General features: G+C 63.2%; 19 protein-coding genes. 12 read left to right on the plus strand and 7 right to left on the minus strand.

Annotated elements, in window-relative coordinates; genetic code table 11:
* The first annotated feature begins 21 nt into the window (after positions 1-21).
* Entirely contained in the window at positions 22-1,485 is a 1,464-nt protein-coding gene (locus tag AC1Q5W_RS10140; protein ID WP_492645501.1) for a sensor domain-containing diguanylate cyclase, read from the plus strand.
* Positions 1,486-1,515: 30 nt separating this feature from the next.
* On the opposite strand, the gene AC1Q5W_RS10145 is transcribed toward AC1Q5W_RS10140, so the two are convergent.
* From AC1Q5W_RS10145 to AC1Q5W_RS10160, 4 genes are all read right to left on the minus strand, one after another.
* Positions 1,516-2,385 (minus strand): NAD(P)-dependent oxidoreductase, encoded by an 870-nt coding sequence (locus tag AC1Q5W_RS10145; RefSeq protein ID WP_492645502.1) that lies wholly within the window; start codon positions 2,383-2,385, stop codon positions 1,516-1,518.
* 27 nt (positions 2,386-2,412) lie between these two features.
* The gene (locus tag AC1Q5W_RS10150) at positions 2,413-2,829 is read right to left on the minus strand and encodes a c-type cytochrome (protein ID WP_492645503.1); all 417 of its coding nucleotides are present in this window, start codon (positions 2,827-2,829) and stop codon (positions 2,413-2,415) included.
* Positions 2,830-2,922: 93 nt separating this feature from the next.
* Entirely contained in the window at positions 2,923-3,945 is a 1,023-nt protein-coding gene (locus AC1Q5W_RS10155; RefSeq protein ID WP_492645504.1) for an FAD:protein FMN transferase, read from the minus strand.
* Between the two features lie 16 nt (positions 3,946-3,961).
* A complete protein-coding gene (locus tag AC1Q5W_RS10160) occupies positions 3,962-4,363 on the minus strand; it encodes a c-type cytochrome (RefSeq protein ID WP_492645505.1) in 402 nt (133 codons plus the stop codon).
* A 241-nt stretch (positions 4,364-4,604) separates the two neighbouring features.
* On the opposite strand from AC1Q5W_RS10160, the gene nosZ reads away from it, so the two are divergent.
* The 7 genes from nosZ (at position 4,605) to AC1Q5W_RS10195 (ending at position 13,367) form a co-directional block, all read left to right on the plus strand.
* Entirely contained in the window at positions 4,605-6,536 is a 1,932-nt protein-coding gene (gene nosZ / locus AC1Q5W_RS10165) for a TAT-dependent nitrous-oxide reductase (protein WP_492645506.1), read from the plus strand.
* Positions 6,537-6,661: 125 nt separating this feature from the next.
* A complete protein-coding gene (locus AC1Q5W_RS10170; RefSeq protein ID WP_492646171.1) occupies positions 6,662-9,241 on the plus strand; it encodes a 4Fe-4S binding protein in 2,580 nt (859 codons plus the stop codon).
* A complete protein-coding gene (locus AC1Q5W_RS10175; RefSeq protein ID WP_492645507.1) occupies positions 9,238-10,518 on the plus strand; it encodes a nitrous oxide reductase family maturation protein NosD in 1,281 nt (426 codons plus the stop codon). The genes AC1Q5W_RS10170 and AC1Q5W_RS10175 overlap by 4 nt, the downstream gene beginning before the upstream one ends.
* The gene (locus tag AC1Q5W_RS10180) at positions 10,502-11,434 is read left to right on the plus strand and encodes an ABC transporter ATP-binding protein (RefSeq protein WP_492645508.1); all 933 of its coding nucleotides are present in this window, start codon (positions 10,502-10,504) and stop codon (positions 11,432-11,434) included. Before AC1Q5W_RS10175 ends, AC1Q5W_RS10180 begins: the two co-directional genes overlap by 17 nt.
* A 3-nt stretch (positions 11,435-11,437) precedes the next feature.
* A complete protein-coding gene (locus tag AC1Q5W_RS10185) occupies positions 11,438-12,262 on the plus strand; it encodes an ABC transporter permease (protein ID WP_492645509.1) in 825 nt (274 codons plus the stop codon).
* A complete protein-coding gene (locus AC1Q5W_RS10190; protein WP_492645510.1) occupies positions 12,259-12,780 on the plus strand; it encodes a nitrous oxide reductase accessory protein NosL in 522 nt (173 codons plus the stop codon). The genes AC1Q5W_RS10185 and AC1Q5W_RS10190 overlap by 4 nt, the downstream gene beginning before the upstream one ends.
* A 2-nt stretch (positions 12,781-12,782) precedes the next feature.
* On the plus strand, positions 12,783-13,367 hold the full coding sequence (locus AC1Q5W_RS10195) for a nitrous oxide reductase accessory protein NosL (protein ID WP_492645511.1): 585 nt from the start codon (positions 12,783-12,785) through the stop codon (positions 13,365-13,367).
* 24 nt (positions 13,368-13,391) lie between these two features.
* On the opposite strand, the gene AC1Q5W_RS10200 is transcribed toward AC1Q5W_RS10195, so the two are convergent.
* Positions 13,392-14,369 carry a GMP reductase gene (locus tag AC1Q5W_RS10200; protein WP_492645512.1) on the minus strand — a complete coding sequence of 326 codons (978 nt, stop codon included), beginning with the start codon at positions 14,367-14,369 and terminating at the stop codon, positions 13,392-13,394.
* Positions 14,370-14,536: 167 nt separating this feature from the next.
* Between AC1Q5W_RS10200 and AC1Q5W_RS10205 the strand changes: the two genes are divergently transcribed.
* Positions 14,537-16,954 (plus strand): UvrD-helicase domain-containing protein, encoded by a 2,418-nt coding sequence (locus AC1Q5W_RS10205; RefSeq protein WP_492645513.1) that lies wholly within the window; start codon positions 14,537-14,539, stop codon positions 16,952-16,954.
* 72 nt (positions 16,955-17,026) lie between these two features.
* Complete coding sequence (locus AC1Q5W_RS10210) at positions 17,027-18,979, plus strand: PhoX family protein (protein ID WP_492645514.1); 1,953 nt, start codon at positions 17,027-17,029, stop codon at positions 18,977-18,979.
* A gap of 45 nt (positions 18,980-19,024) precedes the next feature.
* Here the strand turns inward: AC1Q5W_RS10210 and AC1Q5W_RS10215 are convergent, their stop codons facing one another.
* On the minus strand, positions 19,025-19,804 hold the full coding sequence (locus AC1Q5W_RS10215) for a BPSS1780 family membrane protein (RefSeq protein ID WP_492645515.1): 780 nt from the start codon (positions 19,802-19,804) through the stop codon (positions 19,025-19,027).
* Positions 19,801-20,787 (minus strand): homoserine kinase, encoded by a 987-nt coding sequence (locus AC1Q5W_RS10220; protein ID WP_492645516.1) that lies wholly within the window; start codon positions 20,785-20,787, stop codon positions 19,801-19,803. The genes AC1Q5W_RS10215 and AC1Q5W_RS10220 overlap by 4 nt, the downstream gene beginning before the upstream one ends.
* A gap of 84 nt (positions 20,788-20,871) precedes the next feature.
* Between AC1Q5W_RS10220 and polA the strand changes: the two genes are divergently transcribed.
* On the plus strand, positions 20,872-23,685 hold the full coding sequence (polA, locus tag AC1Q5W_RS10225) for a DNA polymerase I (RefSeq protein WP_492645517.1): 2,814 nt from the start codon (positions 20,872-20,874) through the stop codon (positions 23,683-23,685).
* 92 nt (positions 23,686-23,777) lie between these two features.
* Positions 23,778-24,674, plus strand: coding sequence for a dienelactone hydrolase family protein (locus tag AC1Q5W_RS10230; protein WP_492645518.1), 897 nt, complete (start codon positions 23,778-23,780; stop codon positions 24,672-24,674).
* Positions 24,675-24,760 lie beyond the last annotated feature (86 nt).

A 24,760-nucleotide genomic window follows, 5' to 3' on the forward strand; every position in this document is an offset into this window, starting at 1 on the left:
GGCTGCCTGGAGGTTTCAGGCATGTCGTTGACCACATCCCCCGCCGACTTCGAGCAACTGTTCGAGTCGGCTCCCATTTCGCTCTGGCTGGAAGATTACAGCGCCCTCAAAACCCTGTTCGATACATGGCGTGCTGAGGGCGTTGCCGATTTTGCGGCCCATATGCGCCAGTCGCCCGCGCGGTTGGCGCAGTGCTCCAGCTGCTTTCGGGTGCTCAAGGTCAACCAGAAGACCCTGCAGGTCTTCGCAGCCGCCAGCCAGCAGGAGCTGGTGGAGCACCTGCCGGAAGTGTTCCGTGACGACATGTTCGAAAGCCTGGTGTCCGAACTCAACCACCTATGGCTGGGGAGGCTGGAGTTTTCCAATCAGACCGTCAATTACGCGCTGGACGGGCGGCGCATGGACGTGCAGATCCACGTGCGTGTGCTGCAGGGCCACGAGGCAACCTGGGACCGGGTCATGGTGTCGCTGGAAGACATCACGCCCCAGGTCAACGCCCAGCACGAGCTCAGCCGCAGCGAACGTTACGCGCGCGACCTGTTCGAGCATTCCCCGGTGTCACTGTGGGTGGAGGATTTCAGTGCCGTCAAGGGGCTGCTGGACGAGGCGCGGGGTCAGGGTATCCAGGATTTCCGGGTGTTCATCAGCGTGCACCCGGAGTTCGTCACCCGCTGCATGGAGAAAATCCGCGTCCTGGACGTGAACCAGCAGACCTTGCGCATGTTCGCCGCCACCAGCAAGGACGAACTGCTGGGCAATCTGGATTCCGTGTTCCGTGGCGAGATGGTGGCTTCGTTTGCCGAGCAGCTGTACGACCTGTGGCACGGCAAGACGGTGCAGATGCGCGAGATCGTGAACTACTCCCTGTCAGGCGAGCTGATCAACGTCCACATGCAGTTCGCCGTGCTGGCCGGGCACGAAGCGCAGTGGGACCGGGTGCTGGTGTCCCTGGTGGACATCACGGCCCGCAAGAAAGCCGAGGCCTACCTGGAATACCTGGGGCGGCACGATTCCCTGACCCGCCTGGGCAACCGCGCGTTTTACGTCGAAGAACTCAACCGCCTGTCCCGCAAGGGGCCCTGGCCGCTGAGCGTGCTGGCGATCGATCTCAACGGACTCAAGCGGGTCAATGACCAGGAGGGCCATGCGGCGGGTGACGCGCTGCTGCGGCGCGCGGGGGAGGTGCTGACCAGCGCCACCGAGGGGCAGTCCGTGTGCGTGGCGCGCATTGGCGGCGACGAGTTTGTGGTGCTGATGCCGGGCTGCGACGAGCGGGTTGCCACGGCGCTCATGGAGCGCATCCAGTCCACGGTGGAACTCAACAACCAGTTCTATCCCGGTCAGCGCCTGAGCATGGCCATTGGCTGGGCCGTATGCCATGCCTCGGGGCAGATCGAAGCGATCCTGAACCAGGCCGACCAGGCCATGTTTGCCGCCAAGGACCGCTACTACCAGGACCACCAGACCGACCGCCGCCGGCCCTGAGGGGCAGGGCGTCCGCCGCAGGCCTGCCGCTCAGGCCATGCCGTTGCGGCGGGCGAGTTCGACAAACAGACCGGCCTGGTCCAGATCGGCCAGGCCGTGCTGCACCCCCTGCGCATAGAGTTGTTCGAACAGGGTGGTGATGGGGGCCTCAAATCCGATCTCTTGCGCTGTGACCAGCGCGTTGCGCAAATCCTTGAGCTGAATCGCCATGCGCCCGCGCGGGGCGAAGTCGCGCTCCACCATGCGCTGGCCGTGCACCTGCAGAATGCGGCTGTCGGCAAAGCCCCCGGTGATGGCTTCCTTGACCTTGGCCATGCTGGCACCGCCTTTTTCGCACAGCAGCAGGGCCTCGGCCACTGCGCCGATGGTGATGCCCACGATCATCTGGTTGGCCAGCTTGGTCAGCTGGCCAGTGCCCGTGGGGCCCACCAGCGTGGCGCGGCCCAGGGCCGCGAGAACGGGCAGGGCGCGGGTAAAGTTCTCGGCGCTGCCGCCGGCCATGATGGCCAATGTGCCGGCTTCTGCGCCCAGGGTGCCACCTGATACCGGTGCATCCAGGTAATCAATGCCCTGCGCACCCAGGCGGGCTGCGTGGTCACGGGCCTGCGCCGGCTGGATGGAGGACATGTCCACCAGCAGGGTGCCCGGCCGCAGTGCGGCAGCGGTGCCCAGGTCGAACAGCACGTGCTCCACGACCGTGCCGTTGTCCAGCATGGTGATGACCAGCTCCGCGTCCTGCACGGCAGCCGCAGGCGTGTCGTGCACGGTGGCACCCGCGCCAGTGAGGCGCTCGGCCTTGTGCCGGCTGCGGTTCCAGGCGTGGACCGTGTGCCCGGCAGCGCACAGACGCTGCGCCATCGGATAGCCCATGAGGCCAATTCCCAGGAATGCGATGTTCATGGTTGCGTCGGGTGCGGGGATGTCACTTCAGCGTGACAGGAACACCATGTAATCGACGGCGGCCTTGATGTCGGCATCGCTGAGCGAGGTGCCACCGCCACCGCGGGCCGGCATTACGCCCTGAGGGCCGATGAAGCCCTCCAGCGCGTGTTTGTAAAGCATGGGATTGCCCTGGGCGATGCGCGGCCCCCAGTTGGCCTTGTCGCCCGGCCTGGGGGCGCCAGCCACGCCGGCGCCATGGCACAGGGCGCAGACCTTGTCGAACACGCTCTTGCCCAGGACATGCTCCGGGGGGACCGGCGGGGCCACGGCGGGCACTACGGGGGGGGCTCCGGCCAGCGTGGTGGCGGGGTTGGCGGCTGCGGGCGTGCTGGTGTCCGGCTTGCCGCAGGCCGCCAGCGCGGCGGCGCAAGCCAGCAGCAGGGCCAGCGTTTTCTTCTTCATGGTGATTTTCTCGCGAGGGTCTGTAAAAGCAAAGCGTGCACGGCACGTGCGGCAGCTTACATCAACAGACTATCCTGCTCGCCCATTGCGGGTTCAGGTGTGCAGACGGCTCGCCATGCCAGGTGAAAGCCACAGGTTCTGGTTTGACTCCACGATCAGGGCGTCCACATTCCGCAGCGGCTGGAGCAAATTCCGCCCCGCCTCGGAACCTGCGACCATGATGGCTGCGCCCAGGCCGTTGATGTCTTCCAAATGGCGCGACACCAGCGTCACGCCATGCGGGCCTGTGGTGGATTGCCCCGTCCTGGGGTTCAGGATGTGGTGGTAGCGTCGACCGTTCTGGATGAAAAAGCGTTCGTAATCCCCCGAGGCGGCAACAAACCCCTCGTTCAGGTCCAGTACGCCGATCAGCTTTTCCGGTGCGCGCGGGTCGCGCAGGCCGACGCGCCAATCACGTCCCTCCAGCTGTCCGCTGACCAGCACATCGCCGCCGCCGTTGATCATGGCGCTGCCGACGCCGCGTTGTTTCAGCACTTGCATGCCGGCTTGCAGGATGGGCAGCTTGGCGATGCCACCCAGATCGATGCGCATGCCGCGGCGGCGCAAAAAGGCGGTGGAAGCTTTTTCGGAGAGAACCAGATCCCGGTAATTCACCAGCGGCAACTCGCGGGCAATTTCCGCACGGTCTGGGATCGTGGGGTGTGCCTGGTCAAATACCCATCCATTGAAGGCGCCCACGGTAATGTCGAATGCGCCACGGCTGCGTTCTGCCATATGTTGGGCACTTTTGAGCACGCCCATCATTTCCGTATCGATCACCACCGGTTGCAGGCCTGATGCCAGATGCAAGGCGTGCACGGCGCTGCCGACCTGGTAGCGGCTCATCATGTCGCTCAGGCGCGCCATTTCCGCATATGCGGCCGCAATGGCCGCATCGCAATCGGCGGTGCCGGACGCCTGCGCCGTGATGTCCACCCGCGTACCCATGAGTGCGCGTGAGGCTTGGCGGACCTGGGGACTGGCGAGTGCCGGATTGAGAAAAAGGCCGGTTGCCAACAAGGGCAAGCCGGCGATCAGGCGCCGACGCCCCGTATTCAGTTGAGGGGAGGGCGTCATGGTCTGGGTTTCCGGCTTATTTGGAAAGGGCCACCATGTAATCCACGGCTGCCTTCACTTCGTCGTCCTTCAGGGTTGCGTTGCCGCCGCGGGCTGGCATCATGCCCTTGGCGCCGGTAAAGCCTTCCAGCGCGTGTTTGTACAAGACATCATTGCCTTGCGCAATGCGGGGGCCCCAGTCGGCTTTGTCGCCAGGTTTGGGTGAGCCCGCGGCTCCGGAAGCATGGCACATGGAGCAGACCTGACCAAACACCTTCTTGCCTACCTCATTTTCAGGTGCGGCAGGTGCAGCGGGCGCGGCTGCTACGGGGGCTGCACTGGGGGCAGTAGCTGCAGGTGTAGCCGGAGTTTCAGTCTTGCCGCAAGCAGCCAGTGCTGCAGCGCCGACCAACAATAGCGTCATCAGTTTGGTGTTCATGGGGGTGTTTCCTTGGGGTTATCTTGCAGATAGAGACAGGTTCGAAAACCTGAGTACCCGAGTGTACAACTTTGGTATTTTGTTGCAACGCACAAATTTTAATAGTTAAGATTCATTTGATGTGCATCAATTTTGACCAAGAGGGTTTACCCTTGTGTAAAAAAAGTGTACTAGCATGCCTCCCACATGTCCGGGAACTATTTTTTTGTCCGTGTGGGCACGTAACCTAAGGATTATCGCAATGAGCAAAGACCAAGCACCAAACGTCGACGCACCCAGTGGATTGGGCCGCCGCAAGTTCATCAACACGGCAGCACTTGCCAGTCTTGCCGGCGTCGTTGCCTGCACGGATAAAAGCGCTCCCGGGGCATCTGCGCCAGCAGCGGCGCCCAAGGCCGGTGCAGACAGCGGAATTGACTACAGCAAGTACGAGGTCAAGCCGGGTGAGCTGGACACCTACTATTCTTTTTCATCCGGTGGTCACTCGGGTGAAGTGCGCATTTACGGCTTGCCTTCCGGTCGCCTGTTCAAACGCATTCCTGTCTTCAACATGGACTGCCTGGTTGGCTGGGGCATCACCAACGAATCCAAGAAAATTATCGGCACCCGTCCCGACGGCAGGCCTCTGTATGTTACCGGTGACACCCATCACGTGCACCAATCCTATGTGGACGGCACGTATGACGGCAAATACATGTTCGTCAACGACAAGATCCACGGTCGCCTGGCCCGCGTGCGCATGGACACCATGGAGTGCGACAAGATCACGGAGTTGCCCAACATCCAGGGGTTTCACGGCACCTTCCCGGACAAGCGTGACCCGGTCGACGCCTCCATCAACCGCACAACGCGCGTGTTTTGTGGTGCCGAGTTCGCCATCCCGCTGCCCAACGACGGCAAGAACATGGCTGCCAGCGACAAATACCACTCGCTGTTCACGTGCGTGGACTCCGAGACGATGGAAGTGCGCTACCAGGTTCTGATTGATGGCAACTGTGACCTGGTTGCCACCTCGTATGACGGCAAATTGGCCGCCACCAACCAGTACAACACGGAAAATGGCGCACACTATGAGGACATGATGTCCGCTGAGCGCGACGCATGCCTCTTCTTCAACGTGGCACGCGTTGAAGCGGCCGTGAAGGCTGGCAAGACCAGGACCTTTGGCTCCTCCAAGGTGCCCGTGGTGGATGGCACCAAGGCCGCCAACCAGGACCCCAAGACCGCAATCGTCTGCTATGTGCCGGTGTCAAAAAATCCGCACGGTGTCAACGCCAGCCCGGACGGCAAGTACTTTGTCTGTTCCGGCAAGTTGTCGCCTACGGCTACGGTGATCGACCTTTCCCTGGTTCTGAAATGGTTTGACGGCGAAGTCAAGGACGCGCGCGATGCCGTGGTGGCTGAGCCTGAAATTGGTCTGGGCCCACTGCACACCGGATTCGACAACAAAGGCAACGCGTACACCACGCTGTTCCTGGACAGCCAGATCGTCAAGTGGAATGTGGAAGCGGCCATCAAGGCCTTCAAGGGCGACAAGGCTGCCAAGGTCATTCTGGACAAACTCGATGTGCAGTATCAGCCTGGCCACGGTTTCACCTCCATGGGTGAGACCAAGGAAGCCGACGGCAAGTTCTTCCTCTCGGACAACAAGTTCTCCAAGGACCGTTTCCTGCCGGTCGGACCTTTGCACCCCGAAACGGCACAGCTGATCGATATCAGCGGCGACAAGATGAAGCTGGTGGCGGATCACGCGGTGTACTCCGAGCCGCACGACTCCATCATCGTGCGCCGTGACCTCATCAAGACCCGGCAGGTCTACAACATTGACGATTTCCCCAACGCAGTGAAGGATGCCAAGGACTGCCGCGTGGAGCGCAAGGGCAACAAGGTTACGGTCTACCTGACTTCGCAGGCGCCTACTTTCGGGCTGCGCGAATGGACGGTCAAGCACGGTGACGAAGTGACCATTATCCTGACCAACCTGGACAAGGTGGAGGATTTGACGCACGGTTTTGCCATCCCGAAGTACGACATCAACTTCCTCGTCAATCCGCAAGAGACGAAGTCTGTTACCTTCAAGGCTGACAAGCCCGGTGTCTACTGGTGCTATTGCACCAACTTCTGTCACGCGCTCCATTTGGAAATGCGTTCACGGATGTTCGTGGAGGCCTGATCAGGCGCCGCTCTGGGCAGCGCGGTCACCGGGCTGCGCTGCCCTTTTTCTTGTTTGGATACCCGATGTTTCTGCCGAAATTCCGCCTCCTTGCGGCCCTGTGGGTCGCGATCTTTTTTGCGCTGATGGTTATTCCTCCAGGCGCACATGCGGCGGCGGGAAAAGGGACTTACGAGGCTGAACTTCCGGTTGACCTGGCGACCGCCAAGGACATGTGTGCGCTGTTGCCGTGCACGGACGTGTTCCCGGGTGCCACCCATTTTTCAGAACGCAAGGGCCAGCCGCCCTACGTCGAAGCCTACGACAAGGCGGGTGAAGGCCGCCAGTTGCTGGGCTATGTGATGCTCTCGACCGACATCACCGACACACCCGCCTATTCGGGCAAGCCAGTGGTGACGCTGATCGGCATGGACAAGACCGGCCATTTTGTCGGCGTCAAGGTCCTCAAGCATTCCGAGCCGATTCTGCTGCTGGGCATTCCCGAATCCGCCCTGCTGAAATTCAACGACCAGTACCTGGGCAAATCGGTTGCCGACAAGATTGAAGTGGGCCAGTCCCGGCCCGACGAAAATGTGGTCGGGCTGGACGCCATTTCCGGCGCTACCGTCACGGTGATTGCACAGAATCAGGTCATGATGGCCTCGGGCTCGGCCGTGGCGCGGCAGGTCGGCATCCTGGCGCCCACCGTGCGCGAGCCAGCGCGCTACAAGACGACGGGCCAGGCCCTGACCTGGGATGAACTCGTGGAGCGTGGCGCCGTGCAGCGCCTGCGCGTGATGCCGGAGCAGCTCGGTCTGGAACACAGCGGCGACCCCTTTATCGAGTTGTGGTTCGGCGATCTGAGCCACCCCGACGTCGGCAAGAGCGTGCTGGGTGCGGCCAACTGGGATAGCCTGAGCCTGCAGCTCAAAGCGGGCGAACACGCCATCTTCATCATTCGCACCGCCGGTCACGAATCGTTCAAGGGCTCTGGCTTTGTGCGTGGCGGACTGTACGACCGGGTGCAGGTCAAGCAGGGTGCCGATTCATTCACCTTCCGCGACCTCGACTATCAGAACCTGTACGGAGTTAAGGCTGCGGGTGCTCCCACTTTCACTGAATCGGCGATCTTCATCATCCGTTCAAAGGCTTTTTCAGACGCCTATCCCTGGAAGCTGAGCCTGCTGGGCAACAGGGTCGACCGGGCCACCGGCGCCAAGAGCTTCACCAGTTTTGATACCCAGTACTGGCTGCCCGCGTCCATGCTCGAAGGTGGCCGTCCCAAGGTGGTGGAGCCCGATGCGCCCTGGGTGCGCATCTGGAAGTCGCGGGCAGTGGAAATCGGATTGTTCGTCGTGCTGCTGGTAGCCGTCGGTGTGGTCTATGCGTTCCGCGAGCGGCTCACACGCCGTTCCACCCACAAGAACAAGTGGCCGGTCAATGCCTTCAAGTACACCGCCTGGGGCCTGTCCATCGTGTTCGTGGGCTTTGGCGTGATGGCGCAGCCGTCCATCACCCAGGTGCTGACCTGGTTCCATGCGCTGCTGTTCCAGTGGACTTGGTCGTTGTTCCTGTCTGATCCGTTCATCTTCCTGTTCTGGATCTTCATCATCGCCACCGTGTTCCTGTTCGGGCGCGGCCTGTTCTGTGGCTGGATGTGCCCGTTCGGCTCGCTCTCCGAGGCCATTTACAAGGTGGCGCGCGTTGTGGGGCTCAAGCGCTTCCAGACGCAGCTGCCGCAGCGCTGGCATGACCGGCTCAAGTGGCTCAAGTACGCCATCTTCTTCGGCCTCATCACGGTGTCCATGTTCTCCATGGGCTTGGCAGAGAAGCTGTCGGAGGTGGAACCCTTCAAGACCACCTTCCTGGTGGGCATCCAGAACCGCGCCTGGCCCTATGGCCTGTTCGTGGCTGCCATCCTGGGCCTGTCGATCTTCATCGAGCGTCCGTACTGCAAATACATCTGCCCGTTGGGCGCATCGCTGGCCATGCCCAGTACCTTCCGCTGGTTTGGCCTCAAGCGCAAGCAGGATTGCAACAGTTGCAAGGCCTGTGCCGTGGGCTGCGGCGCGCAGGCGATCGACGCCGACGGCCGCATTGATCACCGCGAGTGCCTGCACTGCCTGGACTGCATGATTTTGTACACCGACACCAAGGGCTGCCCGCCTCTGGCCAAGGAACGCAAGCGCCGTGAAAAGGACGGCCTGGAGATCACTCCCATTGGCGCGAATGGCTATTTCATTCCGATCCACCCCGCCACCAGCTTCACCGAGCAGATCAGTGCCAAGGCTGCGCAAGGGCCCGATCCCCGCATGCCCACCGAACCGACGCTGCCCGCACACAAGAGCAACGTGGGCCTGCTGCAATGGATCTGGCTGGAGCTGCGCGACCACCTGTGGCCCTGGAGCAGCGAGGGCTGGCACTCGCAGCGCGCGCTGCAGGTGGCCGGTTTCTCGCTTGCCGTTGCCGCGACGGTGGCCTGGATCATGACGGCCATGGGCACGCTCTCCTCGGGCGCCATCATCGGCTGGTGGTTCGGTTGGAGCGTGTACGAAGTGCTGATTCGCCTTTCGGGCCGGCGCTACGTCAAGGACGGCCCATGGTGGCGCGACCGCTACCGCGTGGCCGGTGTCATGGACATGATCAGTTACGTCGGCTTCAAGAATCTGCTGATCGGCGCAACGTTGTTCCTGGTGCTCAAGTCATTCGGTCTGCTGCTTGCATGAACGTGCGTCTGCTTTCTGGCCTGGGCGCCGCACTGCTGGCGCTTGCGGGCGCGGCGCACGCCGCCACGGTGCGCGTGCAGCCTGGCGGGGACCTGGCTGCCGCCGTGCACGCCGCCGCGCCGGGCGACACCGTGGAAGTGGCGCGTGGCCTGTACCGCACCAACCTGCGGATTGACAAGCCCCTGACGCTGCGCGGCATCGACCGCCCCACGATCAGCGGCGGGGACCAGGGCGACACCATTCGCATCACCGCGCCCGATGTCACGATAGAAGGCCTGATCGTGCGCGACTCGGGCGGCAGCCTGCAGGACCAGAACGCCGGCATCTATATCTATCCCGGCGCGCACCGCGCCGTGGTGCAGCACTGCGATCTGGCGTACAACCTGTTCGGCTTATGGGTCGAGAAGGTGAAGGACGTGCGCATTGAAGGCAACACCATCACCGGCAAGCGCGATTTTTCCTCGGCGCGGCGCGGCAATGGCATCCAGCTCTACAACACGCAGGGCGCGCAAATCATCGGCAACAACATCAGCTTCGTGCGCGACGCGCTGTATGTGGATGTCTCGCACCACGCGGTGTTCCGGGGCAACAGGCTGCACCACAGCCGCTACGGTGCGCACTACATGACGTCCTACTACAACGTGTGGGAAGACAACGACACCTACGACAACCGGGGCGGCTTGGCACTGATGGAGGTGCGCGAGCAGGTGGTGCGCAACAACCGCGCCTGGGGCAACTCCGACCACGGCATCATGCTGCGCTCGGTGCAGGATTCGGTGATCGAGAACAACATCGTTGCCAACAACGACCGTGGTTTTTTCATCTATGACGTGGAATACTCCACCGTGCGCCACAACCTGGTGCTGGACAACCATGTGGGCGTGCACCTGTCGGCCGGTTCCACCCGCAACACCGTGCAAGGCAATGACTTCATTGGCAACCGCGAACAGGTGCGCTATGTGGGCACCCGTGACGAGGCGTGGGGCGGCACCCGGCCTGACCAGTCGGACAAAGGCAACCATTGGGGAAATTACCTCGGATGGGACCGGGATGGCGATGGCATAGGCGATATTCCCTACGAAGCCAATGACATGGTCGATCGCTTAAGCTGGCGCCACCCGAGCATGGCCTTACTGCTGGGCAGCCCCGCCGTGCAGGCCCTGCGCCTGGTGGGCCGGCAGTTTCCGGTGCTGCGCGTGCCCAGTGTGGTCGATGCCTACCCCCAAATGCACCCTTTTCATCTAGATTGGAGCGCTTGGCGTGACAAACTCAAGTAAGACGGCCGCGTCCGTGGCGGTTGCGTTGCAAGGTGTCAGCAAACACTACGGCGCGGTTCGTGCGGTCGACGGTGTGGACCTGGCAGTGCAGCGCGGTGAGTTGTTTGGCCTGATTGGCCACAATGGTGCAGGCAAAAGCACGCTGTTCAAAATGATGCTCGGCTTGATTCCGGCCACGGCAGGCGATATCCGGGTGGCCGGCACATCGGTGCACGGCAAGGATTTTCGCGCGACACGCCGCAAAATTGGCTATCTGCCAGAAAACCTGGTGCTCTACGACAACCTGAGCGCGCTGGAAACCATGCGGTTCTTTGCCAAGCTCAAAGGAGCCGATCTGGATAGCTGCCCCGGTTTGCTCGAGCGCGTGGGCCTTGGCGACGTGGGCAAGCGTGCAGTGGTTGAGTTTTCCAAGGGCATGCGCCAGCGGCTCGGTTTTGCGCAAGCCCTGTTGGGTGCGCCCAGTGTGCTGTTTCTGGACGAGCCCAGCAATGGCTTGGACCCTTCGGCTATCCGTGATTTCTATGCCCAGTTGCGGGAGCTGCGCGAGCAGGGCGTAACCATTGTCATCACCTCGCACATCCTGGCCGATCTGCAGGAACGGGTCGACCGGCTGGCCATCATGGCCGGCGGAAAGATCCAGGCAGTGGGTAGCGTGCACGCCTTGCGCGAACAGATGGATTTGCCGCTGTCCATCGCGTTGCGCGTGGAGCCATCTGCCCTGGGTGAACTGAAAACCCACCTGCAAGCCATTGCCGGTGTCGACCTGCAGGTGGTGGAGGGCGAGGTGGTCGTGCGGTGCCCGCGCCCGGCCAAGATGGCGGTGCTGGCGGCGCTTTCCCCTTTGGGGTCGCGTCTGGTTGATCTGCACATCCACGAGCCCTCGCTGGAGGATTTGTTTTTCGGACTGAGGAGTTAGCGCATGCAGAACCTTGAATGGCGACAGATCGCCACCCTGGCGGGCAAAGAGTTCCGTGACCGCATGCGCAACCGTTGGGTCCTGGCCGTGGCGCTGGTGTTTACCGTGTTCTCGCTGGTGATTACGTATTTTGGGGGCGCACAACAGGGCCAGGTAGGCCTGCGCTCGATTGAGTTCACCATCGCCAGTCTCGTCAGTCTGGTGATCTACCTGATCCCGTTGATTGCGTTGTTGCTGGGCTTTGATGCCGTCGTTGGCGAGCGTGAGCGGGGTTCGCTGGATCTGCTGCTGGCGCTGCCCATTACCCGGTTGGAACTGTTGCTGGGCAAATACCTGGGGCTCGCGGCGGCGCTTACCTTGTCGACCGTGGTGGGATTCGCGCTGGACGCGGTACTGCTGTTCCGCCAGTTCGGCTTGCTGGGGCTCTACCACTACGCGGGCTTCATGCTCAGCTCGGTGTTGCTGGGCTTGGCCTTCTTGAGCCTGGCGCTGTTGTTGTCGGTCGTGACCCGGGAGCGTACCCGCGCGTCGGGGTTGGCGATTGCGCTGTGGTTTGGTTTTGTGCTGGTGTTTGATCTGCTGCTGCTGGGCCTTCTGGTGGCCAGCGGTGGCGAGTTCGGCGGCCAGATGCTGGCTTACATATTGTTGTTGAATCCTGCCGACGTCTTTCGCATCCTCAACGTTTTTTCACTGGACCAAATGCGCAGCCTGTATGGGTTGACCAGCATCGTGCCACCGGCCCTTGCCAATCCCTGGCTAATGGGCGGGGCCATGGTGGCCTGGATCACCGCGCCCCTGGCCATTGCTACCTGGAGATTCCGCACATGAAACCCTTTCGCCTCCCTGTTCTTTGGACTGCCTTGTGTGCTGCCGCCTTGCTGAGCGCGTGCGGAGACAAGGCGGAAACTGCGGTGGTCCCCGTGGAGATCGATCCCGCCACCACCTGTGATCTGGACGGAATGCTGCTGGCCGATTTCCCCGGCCCCAAGGCGCAGATCCATTTCAAGGGTGAAGCCAAGCCCAGTTTCTATTGCGACACGGTCGAAATGTTCAACACCTTGCTCAAGCCAGAGCAGGTCAAGGCCATACGCGCGGTGCTGGTGCAAGACATGGGTAAGGCTGACTGGGATCAGCCCCGCGGCAACTGGTTTGACGCCCGTACCGGTTTCTATGTGCTGGGCAGCAAACGCAAAGGCTCCATGGGGCCTACCATTGCCAGCTTCGCGCAGGAGGCCGATGCCACGGCCTTCGCTGCCAAGAACGGCGGACGTGTGCTGCGTTTTGCAGACGTGAAACCTGAGATGGTTGACCTCAGCGGCGGCGCCCTGCACGACACCAAGATGTAGCCATGGACTTGCGGTTGGGGCTGGTGTTTTTCTGCGGTGCTGCCGGCGTTCTGCTGCTGGGTGATGGCGTGCGCACCAGTCCCGAGGTGTCCGCGCCGACGGACGTGTGCATCGTTGCCACTCCTACGCGCTACGACCCGGCTTCCGGCATTGCCCTGCATGCGCCGCGCCCGGTGCCGCCGGATGCGCGCTGCCCCGTGTGTGGCATGTACCCGGCCCGCGCCAAGGGCTGGGCCGCACAGGTGGTGTTTGACAACGGTGACACCCAGTTTTTTGACTCCCCGCTCTCCCTCTACGAGTATTTGCAGGATGTGGGACGCTACACCCCCGGGCGCAGCGTCAACGACATCGCTGCCCGTTACGTCACGGCGGTGGATACGGGCGCCTGGATCGAGGCCAGTGCCGCGGTGTACGTGCAGGGCTCGGATGCGGTAGGCCCCATGCGGGCGGGCAACCTGCCGGCGTTTGCACAACGACAGGCCGCCCAGCGCTTTGCGCGCGAGCGCGGTGGCGTTGTGCTGGCGGCTGCGGACATCACCCCGGAACTGGTGCAGGACCTGGGCGGCCGCCCGATGCACCGGCATTGAGCCGATGCCGCATGGGTGGCGACCTCACATCAGCAGGTGTTCACCCGCATTGTCGCCACCGAGGGTGACGTAGTTGACCTTGCGGATGTCCATCAGCTTCTTGCCGCCGGCGTAGCTGATGGAGCTCTGGATGTCCTGCTCCATCTCGACCAGCGTGTCGGCCAGCCGGCCCTTCACGGGCTCCAGAATGCGTTTGCCCTCCACGTGCTTGTACTCGCCCTTGTTGAAGTCGCTGGCCGAGCCGTAGTACTCCTTGTAGAGCTTGCCGTCCACTTCCACGGTCTGGCCGGGGCTTTCCTCGTGGCCGGCCAGCATGGAGCCGATCATGACCATGGTGGCGCCAAAGCGGATGCTCTTGGCGATGTCGCCGTGCTCGCGGATGCCGCCGTCGGCGATGATGGGCTTGGTGGCCACGCGCGCGCACCACTTGACAGCGCTGAGCTGCCAGCCGCCGGTGCCAAAGCCGGTCTTGAGCTTGGTGATGCACACCTTGCCCGGGCCGATGCCGACCTTGGTGGCGTCGGCGCCCCAGTTCTCCAGGTCGATCACGGCCTCGGGCGTGGCCACGTTGCCGGCGATGACGAAGCTGGCGGGCAGCTTCTCCTTGATGTAGCCGATCATGGCCTTCACGCTGTCGGCGTGGCCGTGGGCAATGTCGATGGTGATGTACTCCGGGGCCAGGCCCAGGGCGACCAGCGTGTCCACCGTGGCGTAGTCGGGCTGCTTCACGCCCAGCGAGATGGAGGCGTACAGCCCCTTGGCCTTCATGTCCTGGACGAACTGCACGTTGTCGAAGTCGAAGCGGTGCATCACGTAGAAATAGTCGTTGCGCGCCAGCCAGACGCAGATCGACTCGTCCACCACCGTCTTCATGTTGGCGGGCACGACCGGGATGCGAAAGCGCCGGCTGCCCAGCTCCACGCTGGCGTCGCACTCCGAGCGGCTGTCCACGCGGCATTTGCGCGGTAGCAGCAGGATGTTGTCGTAGTCAAAAATGTCCATGTTCCCAAGCTCCTGTTTCCGGTGTTGCAAGAAAAAAATCTTTCAAACGTGGGCGCTTGGACTGGGACCGGCCATAAAAAAACCGGGTCCCAATTGCTTGGGCCCGGTGACTGATTGTATACAACTCGCAAAACCCTGTGAATCTTTCGTCTTTCTACAATCAGGGCATGCCCTTTACCTCTGCCGCCCCGGACGCTTCGCTGTCGCCCCTGCTTTCCACGCTCAACCCCGAACAGCGCGCTGCCGTCACCCTGCCCGCCGAGCACGCGCTGATCCTCGCCGGTGCTGGTTCCGGCAAGACCCGTGTGCTGACCACCCGCATTGCCTGGCTGCTGCAAAACGGGCTGGCTTCGCCCGGCAGCATCATGGCCGTGACCTTCACCAACAAGGCCGCCAAGGAGATGATGACCCGGCTTTCCGCCATGCTGCCGGTCAATGTGCGCGGCATGTGGATTGGCACCTTCCATGGCCTGTGCAACCGCTTCCTGCGCTCCCACTTCAAGATGGCCAACCTGCCGCAGGCGTTCCAGATCCTGGACACACAGGACCAGCTCTCGGCCATCAAGCGCCTGTGCAAGCAGTTCAACGTCGACGACGAACGCTTTCCCCCCAAGCAGCTGCAGTGGTTCATTGCCGGCTGCAAGGAAGACGGCCTGCGCCCCCACATGGTCGAGGTGCGCGACGACGAGACGCGCAAGAAAGTGGAGATCTACCAGCTCTACGAGGAGCAGTGCCAGCGCGAGGGCGTGGTGGACTTTGGCGAGCTGATGCTGCGCAGCTACGAGCTGCTGCGCGACAACGACCCCATCCGCGAACACTACCAGCGCCGCTTTCGCCACATCCTGATTGACGAGTTCCAGGACACCAACAAGCTGCAGTACGCCTGGATTAAGATGCTGGCCGGCAAGGGCGAGGCGCAGCAGGCGGGCTTTGCCAGCCCCGACACCCCCGGCGGCGCCGTGCTGGCCGTGGGCGATGACGACCAGAGCATCTACGCCTTCCGCGGCGCGCGCGTGGGCAACATGGCCGACTTCGTGCGCGAGTTCGCTGTGCAGCACCAGATCAAGCTGGAGCAGAACTACCGCTCGTACAGCAACATCCTGGACTCGGCCAACGCGCTCATCAGCCACAACAGCCGTCGTCTGGGCAAGAACCTGCGCACCGACCAGGGCCCTGGCGAGCCGGTGCGCGTGTATGAGGCGCCCACCGATTACGCCGAAGCGCAGTGGATGGTGGAAGAGATGAAGCAGCTGGTGCGCGACAACGGCACCGAGCCCGGTTTCGAGCGCAAGGAAATTGCCGTGCTCTACCGCAGCAACGCGCAAAGCCGGGTGATCGAGACCGCGCTCTTCAACGCCGGCATGCCGTACCGGGTGTATGGCGGCCTGCGGTTTTTCGAGCGCGCCGAAATCAAGCACGCGCTGGCCTACCTGCGCCTCTTGGAGAACCCCAACGACGACACCAGTTTCATGCGCGTGGTGAACTTCCCGGCGCGTGGCATTGGCGCGCGTTCCATCGAACAGCTGCAGGACGTGGCCCGCGCCACCGGCTGCTCACTGCACGACGCCGTCAGCACCCTGACCGGCCGGGCGGGGGCGGCCATTGCCGGTTTCGTGGCCAAGATCGACGTGCTGCGCGAGCAGACCGTGGGCATGAACCTGCGCGACATCATTGAACTGATGCTGGACCACAGCGGCCTGCTGGAGCACTACAAGGCCGAGCGCGAAGGCGCCGACCGGGTGGAGAATCTGGAGGAACTGGTCAATGCCGCCGAGAGCTTTGTCATGCAGGAAGGTTTTGGCCGCGATGCGGCCGCGCTGTCGGCCGGGGCCGGCAACCCCTTGGGCCAGAGCCCGGCCAGCCAGGGACTGGACCCGGATGCGCCAGCGCCTGCCGCGCCAGACGATGCATTTGGCGACACCGGAGAGACCCTGTCACCGCTGGTCGCCTTCCTGACCCACGCGGCGCTGGAGGCGGGCGACAACATGGCCGAAGCCGGGCAGGACGCCATCCAGCTCATGACCGTGCATTCCAGCAAGGGCCTGGAGTTTGACTGCGTGTTCATCACCGGCATGGAAGAGGGCCTGTTCCCGCACGAAAACTCCATGAATGACCGCGACGGGCTGGAAGAGGAACGCCGCCTCATGTACGTGGCCATCACCCGCGCCCGCAAGCGCCTGTACCTTAGCCACTCGCAGTCGCGCATGCTGCACGGGCAGACACGCTTCAACATGAAGAGCCGCTTTTTCGAAGAGCTGCCCGAAGACGCGCTGAAGTGGCTCACGCCCAAGAACCAGAACTTTGGCCGCAGCTGGAGCGCCGATACCGGAAATGCTATGCATTCAGGAGCAAGCTACGCAGTTTCCACGGGCTCTGCAGGCACTTTTGGTAACAAAATTGTCCGCAAGGACGAGGCGTCCCACGGCCTGCGCCTGGGCATGCAGGTATTCCATGCCAAGTTTGGCGAAGGCACGGTGCTCACGCTGGAAGGTGCTGGCGACGACGCCCGCGCGCAGATCAACTTCCCGCGCCACGGCACCAAGTGGCTGGCGCTGAGCGTGGCCAAGTTGACGCCAGTGCCATAGAAGTTTCACCGGTTTGTCACATTGGGTTTCTAGCATGGTGCTGGTCATTTCATCACCTTATGGAAACTCCGCATGTCACAAGCACCCCAACCCTCGCGTCGCAAAGCACTTCAATTTCTCGCTACGGCTCCCATGCTGCCCTTGGGCGTGATGGCCTCGGGTTCCCTGTTGTCGGGTTGCGCCACCACGGGCAGTGGGGTGGCATCGACGGCGCCGTTTGCATCGGCCGTTTTCACGTCCATGGCGGCGCCGACGCTGGCGAATCCGGCTGCAATGGCCACCACCACTGTGGCCTCCAGCCTGCAGATCACCCTGCAGGACGGAACAACCCGCGCCTACAAGCTGGCCTACCAGCCGTTCTTCATCACCGGTGACCGCGTGCCCGACGGCAAGGGTGGCACCGTGTTGGCCGGCGGCTATGTCGATATCCTGAACAAGCCCATCATGGATCGATCGGTCGCGGGCAAGGAGCGCCAGTTCTTCTCGGATTGCCCGGACGGCACCTCGCTCCTGCAACTGCCCCGCGCCACGGTGGCGGGCATCAAGGGCAAGGCGGTATTTGCCGTGGTGCAGTTTGAATACACCACGCGCGACCAGGCCAATGCCGATGCCTATGGCACGCTGCCGTCCTCGATTGCCGTGCTGACACTGGACCAGGACCCGAGCAGCGGCAAACTGACGCTGGTGAAATACCACAGCGTGGACACCTCGCAGGCGCAGGGCTTGTGGATCACCTGCGGCTCCAGCCTGTCGCCGTGGAACACACACCTCTCCAGCGAAGAGTATGAGCCGGACGCTTTTTTTGCTGCGGAGAATCCCGTGTTCAAGACGTTCAGCAAGAACCTCTTTGGTGCAGAAGGCATTGCCAACCCTTACCACTATGGGCATCTGCCTGAAGTGACGGTCCACCCCGACGGCACCGGCACCGTGGTCAAGCACTACTGCATGGGCCGCATTTCGCATGAACTGGTGCAGGTCATGCCCGACAACCGCACCGTGCTCATGGGTGATGACGCCACCAACGGCGGCTTGTTCATGTTCGTCGCCGACAAGGAAAAGAACCTGTCTGCCGGAACACTGTATGTGGCCAAGGTGGGCGCTGGTTTCTCGATCCATCCTGCCGACGCAGGTGCCCGGTTGTCGTGGATCAAGTTGGGCCACGCCACCAGCGACGAGATTGAAAAGTTCGCCAACACGCTGAAGCCGACCGATATCATGACCGTGCATACCAAAGACCCGGGCGACGCCAGCTTCACCAAGGTTTTCCTCGGCGGCAAGGCCAACTGGATCAAGGTCAAGCCCGGCATGGAAAAGGCGGCGGCCTTTCTGGAAACTCACCGCTACGCCTACCTCGTGGGTGGCAGTATGGGCTTTTCAAAGATGGAAGGCACCACGGTCAATGCCAAGGACAAGGTCGCCTACTCGGCGCTGTCCTACATGCAGGACTCCATGGTCAAGGGCGGCAAGGGCTGGAATGAAGCCAGCGGCATTGCGCTGGACAAGGCACTGGTTGCCGGTGGGGTGATGGCCTGCCAGCTCGCCGGTGGACAGAAGGACGCAGGCGGTGCGGTCATCGCCAGCGAGTGGGTTCCCGTGCACACCAAGGCGCTGTTGGTCGGCGAAGACATTGCTGCCGACGCGCTGGGCAATCTGGCCCACCCCGACAAGATATCCAACCCGGACAACCTCAAGTTTTCCGAGAAGCTGCGCACACTGTTCATTGGCGAAGACACCAATTCGCACGTCAACAATTTCCTGTGGGCCTACAACGTGGATACCAAGGTGCTTTCGCGTGTGGCGTCCATGCCCGCGGGCGCCGAGGCGACCGGTCTGCATGTGGCGGATGACCTCAATGGCTGGACCTACATCATGAGCAATTTCCAGCACGCGGGTGACTGGGTACCCAAACTGCATGGCAAGGTGCAGGCGACGCTGGATCCCCTGGTGCGCGCCAACTACAAGGACCGTTTTGGTGCGGCCGTGGGCTACCTCACCGCCGATCCGGTGGCCATCAAGCTGGGCTGACCGGCCTGGGGCATCCGCCGGGGGCATCGACCCGGCTGGTGGGCCTCAGGGATTCGCTTCGGCGCCCAGGTCGAAACTGTCGCGGAACGTGAAGTAGATGGACGTGAAGAACATGGCCGCGATGAGCAGGCCCATCGGGTACAGCATGGCCGGTATGGCCTGGGGGCCGCCGATCATGGCTGCCACCGAGGCCACCAGCAGAAACAGCGCCAGCGCCACCAGCGTCCAGGCCAGGCTGTACAGCGTCAGCGCCCAGAAATTGCGGAAGCACGCCACCAGGCTGAAAAACAGGCTCTTGACCGGCGCCACGCCGTGCCATAGCACCAGGGCCGGTGCGTGCCAGAACAGCAGGTTCAGGGGCAGGTACAGGGCGGTGAACATCAGCGAAGCCACCATGAAGCTGTTGTCCGTCACCAGTTCTTCTGTCAGCGCGGCGTTGCCCAGGTAGACCTGCATGAACTTGCCGCCGTCGGCCAATGCGGTGGAGGACAGCACCAGCGCAAAGCCTGCGGCGTACATGCAGCCCAGGATCAGCATGGACCGGGCAGGCCCCGCTCCTGCGCGAAAGGCGCTGATCAGCAGGCCGGGCATGGGAAAACGCCCCGCGCTGGCTTCGCGGGTCGCGGCCATCAGCCCGACGGTCGCCGCCGGTATCAGCACGATGGCGACCAGCGGGCCCAGCAACGGCACCATGCCCAGCAAGGACATGACGGCCATGAACAGGAAGAACTGGCCGGCCATGGCCATGGGTTGGCGGAAGAAAGTCTGAATGCCCAGCTTGACCCATTGGATGCCCTGGCGGGCCGGGACGATGTGGAGTCTCATGCGGTGGTCGGGTTAAGCGTCATGGGGTACAGGATACGCTGGCGCAGTACCCGTTCAAAGTGTCCGGGATCGTGGGCCTGCAGCATGGCGGCTTCGCGGGGCAGGTGCAGGTCCCATAGGCGCGAAATCCAGAAGCGCAGGGCGCCGGCGCGGGCCATGGCCGGCAGCAGGGTGCGTTCCTGTGCCTGCAGCGGGCGCACCTTGGCGTAGGCCGCCAGAAAGGCCTGGCTGCGCTCGGCATCCATGGCGCCGGTGGGCAAATCCACGCACCAGTCGTTGAGGCACACGGCCAGGTCAAACAGCCAGGTGTCCACGCCGGCAAAGTAGAAGTCGAAGAAGCCGGTGAGGGCGGGGGCGCCCTGGCCGTCGGCGGCGGCCTCGAACATCACATTGTCGCGGAACAGGTCGGCATGGATGGGGCCGCGGGGCAGGGCGCCGTAGGCCGCCTGCCCGGCAATGTGGTTCTGGTAGGCCAGTTCGCTTTGCAGCAGGGTGGCCTGCTCGGGCTGCAGGAAGGGTAGCACCACCGGCACGGTTTCATTCCACCAGGCCAGTCCGCGCAGATTGGGCTGGTGCATGGAAAAGTCGCGCCCCGCCAGGTGCAGGCGGGCCAGCATGTCGCCCACCAGAGCGCAGTGCACGGCCGTGGGGGCCAGCTCGCTCTTGCCGCGCAGCCGGTTCACCACGGCGGCCGGCTTGCCCTTGAGGGTATGGAGCACGTCGCCGTCGCGGTTGGCCGCGGGGTCGGGCACCGGAATGCCGTGGTGCGCCAGGTGCTTCATGAGCCGCAGGTAGAACGGCAGCTGTTCGGCGCTCAGGCGCTCGAACAGGGTCAGCACATAGGGCGCCTGGTCGGTGGTGACAAAGTAATTGGTGTTTTCGATGCCGCCGGAGCAACCCGCCATGGACTGGAGGGTTCCCAGGTTGAGGTCTTGCAAGAAGCTGCTGGCCTCATCGAAGGAGACCTCTGTGTAAACCGCCATGAATCAACGCGCCTGAATGTCAGAATGTGGTCGTCGATTGTAGAGGGCGGCGGCTCCGGGGCAGGAGACAGGCAAAATGCGCGCATGACTGACAAGAAAACCCTGCTGCTGGTGGACGGTTCCAGCTACCTGTACCGCGCTTTCTTTGCTGGCGGTGACTCTATGAGTACCACCTTGCCGGACGGATCGGTTCTGAAGACTGGCGCGATACGCATCATGATCAACATGCTGCAGAAGCTGCTGAAGGATGTGTCAGCTGACTACGCCGCCTGCGTTTTCGACGCCAAGGGGCCGACTTTCCGCGACGCCCTGTACCCCGACTACAAGGCCCACCGCTCGCCCATGCCGGACGACTTGCGCGCGCAGATCGAGCCCATCCATGAAGTGGTGCGCCTGATGGGCTGGAAGGTGCTGGACGTGCCGGGCGTGGAGGCCGACGACGTGATCGGTACCCTGGCGGTCACGGCCGCACAGCAAGGCATTGAGGTCATCATCAGCAGCGGCGACAAGGACCTGGCGCAACTGGTCAATTCGCACATCACCATCATCGACACCATGAACGGCAAGCGGCGCGATGTCGCCGGCGTGGAAGCTGAGTTCGGCGTGCCACCGCACCTGATGATCGATTTCCAGACCCTGGTGGGCGATGTCATCGACAATGTGCCAGGGGTGGCCAAGGTCGGCCCCAAGACCGCCGCCAAGTGGCTGCAGGAATACGGCTCGCTCGAAGGGGTGGTGGCCAACGCCGATGCCATCAAGGGCGTGGCCGGCGAGAATCTGAAAAATGCACTGGACTGGCTGCCGACCGGCCGCCAACTGCTGACCATCAAGACCGACTGCGATCTCAATGGCTGGGTGCCGGATCTGCCTGCTATTGATTCAATAGCTATTGGCGCACAAGATACGCCATCTTTACGCGATTTTTACGAGAAATACGGCTTCAAGGGCCTGGCCCACAAGCTGGAAGGCAATGGCGCCGGCACGACCGCGCCCGCTGCTGAGGGGGCTGTCACCAAACGCGCGTCGACGTCCCGCGCCAAGCCCAACGAGCCGGGCCTGTTTGACGAACCCGCGCCTGTCAATTCTCTGGTCAGCACGCTGGCGTACGACACGGTACTCGACTGGCCGGCATTCGACGCCTGGCTGGAGCGCCTGGAAGCCGCTGAGCTGGTGGCGCTGGACACCGAGACCAACTCGCTCGACGAGATGGTGGCCGAGATCGTGGGCATCTCCTTCAGCGTGCACCCCGGTGCGGCTGCCTACATTCCGCTGGCCCACAACTACCCGGACGCGCCGACCCAGCTGCCGCGCGAGGCGGTACTGGCGCGGCTCAAGCCCTGGCTGGAAAACCCCGCGGCAAAGAAGCTGGGCCAGCACATCAAGTACGACCGCCACGTGTTTGCCAACCACGGCATCGAGGTGCAGGGCTATGCGCACGACACCATGCTGCAAAGCTACGTGCTGGAAGTGCACAAGCCGCACGGTCTGTCCAGTCTGGCCGAGCGCCACCTGGGGCGCAGCGGCATCAGCTTCGAAGACCTGTGCGGCAAGGGCGTGCACCAGATCACCTTCAACCAGGTCGAGATTGCCAAGGCCGCCGAGTATTCCTGCGAAGACGCGGACCAGACGCTGGACGTGCACCGGACCCTGTGGCCACGCCTGCAGGCCGACGACAAGCTGCGCGCGGTGTACGAGCTGGAAATTGCCAGTTCCGAGGCGCTGTACCGCATCGAGCGCAATGGCGTGCTGATCGACGCTCCCACGCTGGCGGCGCAAAGCCATGAGCTGGGGCAGCGCATCCTGCAACTCGAGACCGAAGCGCACGAACTGGCCGGCCAGGTCTTCAACCTGAGCAGCCCCAAGCAGATTGGCGAGATCTTCTTTACCAAGCTCGGCCTGCCGGTGGTCAAGAAGACCGCCACCGGTGCCCCCAGCACCGACGAAGAGGTGCTGGAGAAACTGGCCGAGGACTTTCCGCTGCCGGCCAAGATCCTGGAGCATCGCGGCCTGGCCAAGCTCAAGGGCACGTACACCGACAAGCTGGCCCAGCTGGCCAACCCGCGCACCGGGCGCGTGCACACGCACTACGCGCAGGCGGTGGCCGTGACCGGGCGGCTGTCGAGCAACGACCCCAACCTGCAGAACATTCCCGTGCGCACACCCGAAGGCCGGCGCGTGCGCGAGGCCTTTGTGGCGCCGGCCGGCAGCGTGATCGCCAGTGCCGACTACTCGCAGATCGAGCTGCGCATCATGGCCCACATCAGCGGTGACGAGGCCCTGCTGCGCGCCTTTCACGAGGGGCTGGACGTGCACCGCGCCACGGCGGCCGAGGTGTTCGGCGTGCCGGTAGACCAGGTCAGCAGCGAGCAGCGCCGCTACGCCAAGGTCATCAACTTCGGCCTGATCTACGGCATGAGCGCCTTTGGCCTGGCGCGCAACCTGGGCATCGACAACACGGCGGCCAAGAACTACATCGAGCGCTACTTCGCCCGCTTTGCTGGCGTCAAGCAGTACATGGACCAGACGCGCCAGAGCGCCAAGGCCAAAGGCTATGTCGAAACCGTGCTGGGGCGGCGCCTGTACCTGCCCGAGATCAACTCGCCCAACGGCCCGCGCCGCTCGGGTGCCGAGCGTGCCGCCATCAACGCGCCCATGCAGGGCACGGCGGCCGACCTCATCAAGCTCAGCATGGTGAAGGTGCAGCAGGTGCTCGACGCCGAGCAGCGCGCCACCCGGATGATCATGCAGGTGCACGACGAACTGGTGTTCGAGGTGCCGCAGAACGAGGTGGAGTGGGTGCGTGCCGAGGTTCCACGCCTGATGGCGGGCGTGGCGGCGCTCAAGGTGCCGCTGCTGGCCGAGATCGGCTTCGGGCCCAACTGGGAAAAGGCGCACTGACCGGCTCCCCGTATTGGCCCCCTGGTGCACCGGCATTTCCCGGGAGGCCTAGACTGTGCGGTTTTCCCCGTTCAACTATTCTGGAGCATGCCATGCTGAAAGAGGACCTGATGACCGAGTTTGACGCCTTGCTTCCCGGCAAAACGACCCCCGGTGGGACCACCCGGCGCACCGCCATCCAGACGGCGCTGGGTGTGGGCTACGCCGCCACCGTGCTGCCCGTCATGGCGCAATCCGCCATCAGCACGCCGGCGGATGGCTTGCGCGCGGGTTCCACCACCTTCTCCGTCAACGGTTTTGCGGTGCCGGCCTACTTTGCGGCACCCGAAGGCAAGACCGGCCTGCCGGTGGTGCTGGTGGTGCAGGAAATCTTTGGCGTGCACGAGTACATTGCCGATACCTGCCGCCGCCTGGCGCGCGAGGGCTATCTGGCCATTGCGCCCGATCTGTATGCGCGCCAGGGCGACGCCCGCCAATACACCGACATCAGCAAGCTCATGGCCGAACTGGTGGCCAAGGTGCCCGATGCGCAAGTCCTGGCCGACCTGGACGGCGCCCTGCAATGGGCCGGTGCCCATGGTGGTGATGTGAACAAGGCGGCCATCACCGGGTTCTGCTGGGGTGGCCGCATCACGTGGCTGTACGCGGCACATGCCCCGGTGAAGGCAGCCGTGGCCTGGTACGGCCGCTTGGTAGGTGCCAGCACCGAGCTTACGCCCAGGAACCCGATCGATGTGGCTGCCACCCTGCGCGCGCCGGTTCTGGGCCTGTACGGCGGGGCCGACAGTGGCATTCCGCTGGACACCATCTCCAAGATGAAGGACGCCCTGACCGCGGGCAACGCCGCATCCCGGGCGTCGCAGTTTGTGGTGTACCCTGACACCCCCCACGCATTCCATGCCGACTACCGTCCCAGCTACCGCAAGGACGCGGCCGAAGACGGCTGGAAGCGCGCCTTGCAGTGGCTCAAGACGCACGGCGTGGCGTGATACCCGCAGCGGGGAGCACCGCCCGTCGGGCGGTTTTTTTAGGGCTTGAACGGGCGAGAGCCCATAATTTACATGCGTAACTCGCT

Source organism: Rhodoferax sp. MLSD5-FHT05B10 (genome assembly GCF_058793415.1).